The organism is Methylophaga sp., from assembly GCF_965655755.1.
Lineage (GTDB): Bacteria > Pseudomonadota > Gammaproteobacteria > Nitrosococcales > Methylophagaceae > Methylophaga.
In genome coordinates, this window is record NZ_CBFHHW010000049.1 from 424 (window position 1) to 9,334 (window position 8,911).

Annotated in this window: 6 protein-coding genes and 1 riboswitch; of the genes, 4 read left to right on the forward strand and 2 right to left on the reverse strand. The window is 43.9% G+C overall.

From position 1 onward, the window contains the following. A partial coding sequence (locus ACTF5U_RS11830; RefSeq protein ID WP_438971837.1) for an AAA family ATPase occupies positions 1–797 on the forward strand: 797 nt, incomplete at its 5' end. Positions 798–1,156: 359 nt separating this feature from the next. On the opposite strand, the gene cobO is transcribed toward ACTF5U_RS11830, so the two are convergent. Then, positions 1,157–1,756, reverse strand: a complete 600-nt coding sequence (cobO, locus tag ACTF5U_RS11835) for a cob(I)yrinic acid a,c-diamide adenosyltransferase (protein WP_438971838.1) — start codon at positions 1,754–1,756, stop codon at positions 1,157–1,159. 47 nt (positions 1,757–1,803) lie between these two features. Beyond that, a complete protein-coding gene (locus ACTF5U_RS11840) occupies positions 1,804–3,741 on the reverse strand; it encodes a TonB-dependent receptor plug domain-containing protein (protein ID WP_438971839.1) in 1,938 nt (645 codons plus the stop codon). A gap of 125 nt (positions 3,742–3,866) precedes the next feature. Continuing rightward, a riboswitch (cobalamin riboswitch) is annotated at positions 3,867–4,066 on the reverse strand. Positions 4,067–4,206: 140 nt separating this feature from the next. On the opposite strand from ACTF5U_RS11840, the gene ACTF5U_RS11845 reads away from it, so the two are divergent. The 3 genes from ACTF5U_RS11845 to ACTF5U_RS11855 form a co-directional block, all read left to right on the forward strand. After that, positions 4,207–5,394 (forward strand): O-succinylhomoserine sulfhydrylase, encoded by a 1,188-nt coding sequence (locus tag ACTF5U_RS11845; RefSeq protein ID WP_438971840.1) that lies wholly within the window; start codon positions 4,207–4,209, stop codon positions 5,392–5,394. A gap of 112 nt (positions 5,395–5,506) precedes the next feature. Then, the gene (locus tag ACTF5U_RS11850) at positions 5,507–7,303 is read left to right on the forward strand and encodes a VWA domain-containing protein (protein ID WP_438971841.1); all 1,797 of its coding nucleotides are present in this window, start codon (positions 5,507–5,509) and stop codon (positions 7,301–7,303) included. Then, on the forward strand, positions 7,304–8,911 hold a 1,608-nt coding region (locus tag ACTF5U_RS11855), incomplete at its 3' end, for a hypothetical protein (protein ID WP_438971842.1).

The following is an 8,911-nucleotide window of genomic DNA, read 5'->3' on the forward strand; positions in this document are numbered from 1 at the left end:
CTTTTCTGTTTGCAGGCCCTACCGGTGTCGGTAAAACAGAAGTGACGCGTCAACTTGCCCATAACTTGGGTGTGGATCTGATTCGTTTCGATATGTCTGAGTATATGGAAAGCCACACGGTTTCCAGATTGATTGGCGCGCCTCCGGGTTATGTTGGTTTCGATCAAGGGGGATTATTGACAGATGCCATAATCAAACAACCCCACGCGGTTTTACTGCTAGATGAAATTGAAAAAGCCCACCCTGATGTCTTTAATCTATTACTTCAAGTGATGGACCATGGGACCTTGACAGATAATAATGGACGCAAAGCTGATTTCCGTCATGTCGTTTTAGTCATGACCAGTAATGCCGGTGCGTCAGAGATGAGTAAAACGTCGATCGGTTTCACTAAACAGGAACATCAGACCGATGGCTCCGAAGCGGTAAAACGTACATTCACGCCAGAATTTCGAAATCGTCTGGATGGCATTATTCACTTCAAACCACTGGATAAGGACGCGATTCTACGTGTGGCTGATAAAGCGGTTCTGGAGTTGGAAATGTTGTTACAGGATAAAAATGTCACCATTGAAATCGATAACAAGGCACGTCATTGGTTAGCAGATAACGGTTATGATGTGCTCATGGGCGCAAGACCAATGGCGCGTTTGGTTCAGGAAAAGATCAAACGTCCGTTAGCTGATGAATTGCTGTTCGGTAAGCTCAGTCACCGTGGTGGACATGTCAATGTTACGTTGAAAGACAATGAAATTTATTTAGAAATGGAAAGCACGGCTGAATCGGTCGATTCATAAATAATATTTTTCAGTCTGAAACAACTTACAAAAAGGGCTCGATAGTGAACACTATCGGGCCCTTTGTTGTTTGGCGGGCTGTTCTATAATTCTATTTGAGAGAAAAAGTTATTCACTTAGGGAACTTTTTCCTGAAAAGTAATTTAGGAAAACGACGCAAGTAATTGATTTTAATGTAGGCAGCTATAAGTCATTGATATTTATAAATAAAATGTGTTGGTTAAATTTTGAGCATTTAGTGAAGAGCCTATATAAGAGAGGCACTTAGCCGTTAACCCCAAACTTAATAACAGAGTTATCCACAGAAAATGTGGGTAACTTTACAGATTTATGACAGCGTATAAAGCAAGCTGCATGTCCTATAGTTCAATCCCTTTTTGTGCCTTTATTCCGGCACGAAAAGCATGCTTAACGTCCTCTATTCGACTCACTGTATCAGCAGTTTCTATGACCGGCTCTGGAGCACCGCGACCGGTGATAATGACATGTTGCATAGGTGGGCGATTGGTTATATCAGCTAAAACCTTATCCACACTGAGATAGTTCATTTTCAGAACGATATTGAGTTCATCCAACAGGATCACATCCAGTTCAGGATTTTGTAGCATGGCTTTACAGATTTCCCAGCCTTTTTCTGCCGATGCAATATCTTGTTCCAGGTTTTGTGTGTCCCAGGTAAAACCATCTCCAACGACATGATAATCAACATCATCCGGGAAACGCCTAAAAAAAGCTTCTTCACCGGTACTGAAAGCACCTTTAATGAATTGCACCACGCCGACTTTCATATTGTGGCCCAATGCTCTAGCTACCATGCCAAAGCCCGATGAGCTTTTGCCCTTACCGTTACCTGTTATAACAAGCAATAAGCCTTGGTCCTTGTCAGCTTGCTCGACCTGCTGATCAACTATGGACTTTTGCTTTTGCATGCGTTTGTTGTGGCGTTCAGCTTTTTCCATTATCCGTTCCAATAAAAAGGGCGGCTGAAGCCGCCCTGTGTGGTTTATTAATGTTTTAGTTCGACACCAACGATACCAGTGATGCCGGTACCCTGGTAGCCCCAGGCGGGCTCATAATCACGATCGAAAAGATTTTCAACGCGTGCAAATACGCGTGCATGCTGACTGAAAGTATAGTCACCGGTAATATTGACTACCGCATAACTTCCCATTCGAGCTCGAGCAGTATCACCTGCATCCTTACGACTACCTACATGATGGAGACTTCCTGTAAAGCGGAGAGCCGATGTTGGTTTATAAGCAATTGCAAGATTAGCCTGATGTATTGGACGACGAAGAAGTTGCTGATCGTCCTCATTTTCACTGCGGGTGTAAGTATAGTTGAGACTCATATCGAGTTTCTTTGTTAGCGTCAGATTCAAATCAGCCTCAAGCCCATGAATTTCAGCTTCGTTGATATTCACACTAGTACTATCTGAGCCACTAAATTGAGTGGTGATTAAGTCTTTAATATCACTCTGAAATAGAGTGATACTTGACTCGGCTTTTCCGTCGAGCCAACTTTGATCAAGTCCTAACTCTCTGTTTTTACTCGTTTCAGAATCAAGGTTCTCATTACCTCGGTAAGCACCAAAACTTGATGGTGTAAAACCATACAACTCATAGAGTGATGGTGCGCGAAAACCTTCGCTGTACGCAGCGCGGACTTGTGAAGATGCAGTCAGTTCATATCGTCCAGTTACCCGATAAGTCGTTTCAGATCCAAAATCATCTGTATTGTCATGTCGTGCGCCCAGAGTTGCTGAAAACTTGCCCGTAAAGGTGATTTGATCTTGAATATAAACAGCGCGATTCTGCCGATTTTCGTCTGTCATTTGAGACAGTGTAAAATCTCCAAACGTACTTCCAAAGGTTGTAAATCCATCTGTCTGCATTTCCTCTTCTTCGAATTCATAACCAACTGTAATTAAATTGTTCTCAATGAAATAAAGATCATTTTGCAGACTGATTTTATCTTTTTTACCTTCATAGTCACTCCGATCGATCGTGCCGAGCAGATTCTGCCGGTCATTGCGGTTTTTTCGCTCAATATCAGTGTGAGTTATACGGAGTGTCGGATGCCAGTTATCATTAAAAAACTGCCCCTTCAATTCTGCACCGAGATAGGATTGACGGCTGGTGTTATAGGCATCGAAGTCTTCACTCAAAAAGCCGTCAATATCGACCTGTGATTCGATGTGTCTGCCAAATACTGATGCCTGAACTTTATCTCCTTGCCAGCCCAGCTTGCCGGAAACTACTTTATTCTGATATCCATCATCTTCACGCGTGGTTCCGGATGGCATACGTCTTTTGGTTGGTATGCTGTCACCATCAGATTCAAATAGTCCAGCTGTTAGGGAGTAGTTAATGTTTTCTTTTGAACCGGATATGCCGAGAGTTTCATGATGCGTGGCTTTATTGCCAGCTTCCAGTTTTGCTCTTGCCTTCATTGGGCCCTGACCGCTTTTGGTTCGGATATGAATGACAGCGCCAATAGCATCGGCACCGTATAAAACGCTTTGTGAACCTTTAACAATTTCGATACTTTCAACATCTTCCAGCAAGAAATTGCCAAAGTCGAAAGCACCGGTAGGTGAACTGGGATCATTAATTTCTATGCCGTCTACCATGACAAGAGAGTGGTTTGAATTGGTACCGCGGGAAAAAACAGAAGTCTGCGATCCGCGCCCGCCCAGCTCAACAACACGCAGTCCTGATTCGCCCTTGAGTGCATCGGCCAGCGTTTGAAACTGTTTCAATTCAATTTCTTCTTTGGTAATGACAGAAACACTACTACCGGTATTTTTTATAGCAGTGGGTGTTCGAGTTGCCGTTACAACGAGTTGCTCTAATTCAGTGGGTTGAGCATATGCCGGAGAGGAGAGAGCGGCTAACAGACAGGATGAAATTGTCTGCGAAAGGAAAGTTTTTTTTGAAAACATGAGTTTGCCTGTAATGGACAGTATCCACCCGATACTGTGTATAAAACTATCCGCTGCAGGCGTGACGAAATATCGGCGAGCCGACCTTCTTCGTCTTATCGCCCACCGCGATACGAATTTTGGGATTAATCCCGCTGACACAGGCCGGTCTCCGGACTTACAAGTAAAAATGTGACAAACGCCTTCCCGTATTTCACAGTGACATATGTTTGTCTTTGACTTGATTACCGTTGCGGGGGCAGTATTAGATTTGCTTTTTCAGCTCACCAATTTCCCGATTATCCTGCCTTCAGCGAAGGCAGGCACCCGTGTCAGAGAGCGCAAACTCTAATGCGACTGTCACTCATTGTCAAATAGAAGGGGTAAAATAGGTGATTGATTAAATGACTCTTTTTCAAGTTAAACTGGTCACTCATAAGCTGAGCAATTAGAATTGCATCTTTTACCTATAATATTAAGAAATAAATGACAGAAGAATTTAAAGACAAAGGCTTTGCAACACGTGCGGTAAGACTTGGACATCGCCGAACAGCTGAGTCTGAACAGTCCGAGCCGATATTTCCCACTTCCAGCTTTGTTTTTGACAGCGCTGAGCAAGCTGCTGCACGCTTTTCCGGGGATGAGCCAGGTAATATCTACTCGCGGTTTACCAACCCTACCGTTCGGACCTTTGAAGAGCGTTTGGCTTCGTTAGAAGGAGGCGAGTCTTGTGTCGCGACCTCATCAGGAATGTCCGCAATCCTGTCTACGATGATGGCTTTACTGGAAGTTGGCGATCATGTGGTTTCTTCTCGGAGTATTTTCGGCACCAGTCGTGTGCTGTTTGATAAATATCTTAGCAGGTTCGGTATTGATACCAGCTATGTGACTTTATCGGATCTGGACGATTGGAAACAGGCCATTAAACCGGAAACAAAAATCCTGTTTTTGGAAACGCCTTCAAACCCGCTGAACGAAATCGCTGATTTGACGGCATTATCTAAACTTGCCAAAGAACATGGCTGTCTGCTTGTGGTAGATAACTGCTTTTGCACGCCGGCCTTACAAAAACCGCTGGATTTCGGTGCTGACATTGTTGTGCACTCTGCAACCAAATACATTGATGGACAAGGCCGCTGTATTGGCGGTGCCGTCGTCGGTGATGCTCAAACAGTAGGTGAAGAAGTCTATGGTTTTCTGCGTACTGCAGGACCGACCATGAGTCCGTTTAATGCATGGACATTCATCAAAGGTCTCGAGACTCTGGATTTACGCATGAAAGCCCATTCAGCTTCGGCTCTCGATTTAGCTCAATGGTTAGAACAGCAGCCTGCTGTCAGTCGTGTTTTTTATGCCGGTTTACCGACACATCCACAACACGAGCTGGCCAAGCGGCAACAATCTGCATTCGGTGGCATTATTGCTTTTGAAATCAAAGGTGGTCAGCAGGATGCCTGGAAAATGATAAACGCCCTGGAGTGGATATCAATTACAGCAAATCTGGGTGACACCAAAACGACCATCACGCATCCGGCTACGACAACTCATGGCAGATTATCAGCAGAAGAAAAAGATGCTGCCGGAATCACCGAAGGCATGTTACGCATCTCTGTAGGCTTAGAAAGTATCGACGATATCAAAGCTGATCTGACACGAGGCTTTTCACTGCTGTAAATGAGCGGCATAAAACCTGCATAAAACTCTCTAACTTAAAATTTGCCGTCAGAAAATTGTCTCATCAATTTCGCTGAGACAATATGACGGCAATCAAAAACGGGTTAGAGAAATGTTAAAATTCATCAAACTTGTATTGCCAGTTTTGCTACTGTGTTTATTGACACAAAAGCACGTTTTTGCTGCTGATGAGCCAGTGAGTGATGTCCGTGTAGTGGTGGATATTTCGGGAAGTATGAAAAAAAACGACCCGAATAATCTTAGAGCACCAGCCGTCAGGATGTTGGTTGGCTTAATGCCTGAAGATGCCCGCACGGGTGTCTGGACTTTCGCGAAAATGGTCAACATGCTGGTTCCATGGAAACCTGTAAATGATGAATGGCGTCAGACCGCGATTGAAAAATCGACTCAGATTCATTCTCTGGGATTATTCACCAATATCGAACTGGCATTAAAAAAAGCGACGGCGAATCAAAAGCAGGCAAATCCCAAATTCAGACGCAGTATGATTCTGCTTTCCGACGGTTTTGTGGATCTGCAGCCTGGTAATGCTGCGACTCAGAAATCCAGGCAACGAATCCTAGATGAGCTTATCCCGAAACTTAAGAGAACAGATCTTGCTGTTCATACCATTGCTTTATCCGAGAATGCGGATCATGAATTATTAAAGGCCTTATCAATGGCAACTGATGGCTGGTATCAGCGTGCGGATACTGCCGAGGATCTGCAACGTATCTTCTTACACATGTTTGAAAAAGCAACACAACGTGACACGGTACCTTTGGCCGATAATCAGTTCAAAATTGATAATACGATTACCGAAATGACTGTATTGGCATTCCGGAAGGAGGGAACTCAAGCAACGACGCTAACCTTACCCGACGGGTCTAAACTGACTCAGACTGACCAATCTGCTGCTATTCGCTGGCAACACGATAAGCGTTACGATTTGATAACCATTGACAATCCGGTAGCCGGGCAGTGGCAGATAAATGCTGATCTGGATCCCGATAATCGTGTCATGGTGGTCACTGATATGCAGTTACAAACAACGGATCTTCCAAATAATGTACTGGTAGGCGAAAACTTTGATTTTGAAGCCACCTTGACGGAGAAAGGTGAGATTATTACCCGTGATGATTTTCTCAATCTGGTTAATGGGCAACTGAAACAGGATATCAATGGAACAATAGAGTCTCTGGAATTAACAAGAGAGCCGTCAAAAAGTGTCTACCGGGCAACGTTAGGCAAAAAATTTACTGCAGGGCGCCACGATGTCACAGTTACCATGAAAAGCGCTACGTTTGAGCGGCAACGCCGGCAAACGATCAACGTGATTGCCGCTCCTGTTAATATCGATGTGGAACAACTTGATCAGCAAACACGAAGCCATCGTATTGAGATACAAGCCGATGAATCGCTCATTAAACCCGATACGCTGACGATAACAGCTTTACTGAGGGAAGAAGATGGCAGTGAATGGCCATATGACATGCTTAAAACAGATGACAATAATTGGCGCCTGACTTTGACTGAACTTGAAGCGCAACAGCCTTATGAGCTCTCACTGCAATTACGTGGTGAAACGCCGGAAGGTCGTAAGGTTTATTTACAACCTGAACCATTGCAGCTCACAGACAGCAATGAAGTGAGTGAAATAGAGCCTATCATTGAGTCAAATACAATGGCTGAGGATGAGAGTCCAGCACCTATTGATGAAGCTACAGAAGAGGAAAACAGTGTCATTGAACCAGTGTTAGAGGCTGAAGATATTGAGCAAAAACAACCGATGACAGACAATATGAAATTGATAATTGGTAACGGTATTATTTTGCTTTTGCTTCTGATAGGTGTTTTTTGGTGGCGTAAGCAATCATCAACTACTGTTCCGGCAGGGGATTTAATTTAAATGACATTGACTGACCCTATTTTAGAGTTTCTCGCTTATGAAATCGCGATTATCTTTGCGGTTATTGCCGGAGTATTGTTGTTTAAGAGTGTTAAAAAAAGCCGAAAACTCGATAAAGAAACGACAACAGCAGTCAAGCGGATTAAAAAACATCGTGAACAACGTGAACAGGAAATTAGGACTGTTTTAGCAGATAAATATGGTCTGAAAGGAGAAGCGCTTAATACCGAAACGCACGACTTTGTAGAGCGTGAAAGAGCAATATACAAAAATCTGCTCAACCTTTTTTCGGTACAGGATGGCAAGGCGCTGGCTGCAATGCCAGGAAAAATTGAAAGTGCCATTGATGCCAGCTTAGCTTTAGTACCGGTGGGCCAAGGCGCTGTTGAGCCAGAAACAATTGAGACTGAGGCTGATGAGCCAGAGGCTGTTTCTGAGGTTGAAATTGCTGAGACTGAAGAAGCACCTGTTTCTGATTCAGAAAATACGGAGGAAGTCGTCTTTGATGATTCAGTAATGGCTGAGGAAGTAGATGAACAATTTGAGGCTGATCTTGCTACACAAGAGCCAGAAGATGAACCACAATTAACTACTGAACCTGAACCTGAACCTGAACCTGAACCTGAACCTGAACCTGAACCTGAACCTGAACCTGAACCTGAAACAGTTCAGAATGAAGATATCCAGATGCCAGTTGACGAGGTTGAGGAGTTACTCAGTACGGAAGATGTTGAAGCATTGCTTGAAGGTCAGGGTATCGAGCTTGAGAACGAGGAGCCAATAATACAGGACGAAGTAGATATACAGCCTGCTGAAGAGCTTCCTAGTCAGGGCGAGGAGACTAATGAAAGACCTGATAAAGCTGGAAACTTAACTGCTCCAGATGATGTGTCTCAGGATCGACAGCAATCCAGCCAAACTGATACAGAGTTATCTCAGCAATCTATTAACGAAGAAGAACGAGACCTCGACGATTATCAGGAGATTACAGAAATCGATGGTAATCCAACCGTCCAAGAAGACGACAAAATTAGTCAAAGCGATGATATTGATGATTTGATTGATCAATCATACGAAATTGAAATTCCTGGCTATCCTGAAGATGTTGACCGAGCAGTAACATCTCAAGCTGAAAAAGGTTCTTCAGAACAAAAAGATGAAACTGAGTCAGATGAAATAAAGCCGGTCGTGAAAAAAAAAAGTAAAAGTCTGAAAGACTTTGTGCGCTCCAATAGTTTTGGCTTACAGCCACAAGCCGACACGGGGACAACGATTGAAGAAAATTATTCTGAGATAAGCGACTCGGTTGATGATGTTCTTGGTGAAGAAATTAATAAGACGGAGCAAGGTGCGGCTGAAAGTCTCGACATTGCTGAACAGGTTGATACTGAGCTTGAGTCATACCAAGGTAGTGAGATAAGTGACTCGGTTGATGAGGGGGAGCCCCAACAACAGAAAAGTACGGTTGAACAATATCTAGAAAAATTAACTGATAAAGTTGTTGCAAATGGTCAAATAGAAAATACTATTGCAGAGCCAGAGCCAGAGCCAGAGCCAGAGCCAGAGCCAGAGCCAGAGCCAGAGCCAGAGCCAGAGCCAGAGCCAGAG

What these genes read in the sequence shown, in the direction of transcription:
- ACTF5U_RS11845 (WP_438971840.1), top strand. Translation starts at nt 4,207, where the DNA reads ATGACAGAAGAATTTAAAGACAAAGGCTTTGCAACACGTGCGGTAAGA.
- ACTF5U_RS11850 (WP_438971841.1), top strand. Translation starts at nt 5,507, where the DNA reads ATGTTAAAATTCATCAAACTTGTATTGCCAGTTTTGCTACTGTGTTTA.
- cobO (WP_438971838.1), bottom strand. Translation starts at nt 1,756, where the DNA reads ATGGAAAAAGCTGAACGCCACAACAAACGCATGCAAAAGCAAAAGTCC.
- ACTF5U_RS11840 (WP_438971839.1), bottom strand. Translation starts at nt 3,741, where the DNA reads ATGTTTTCAAAAAAAACTTTCCTTTCGCAGACAATTTCATCCTGTCTG.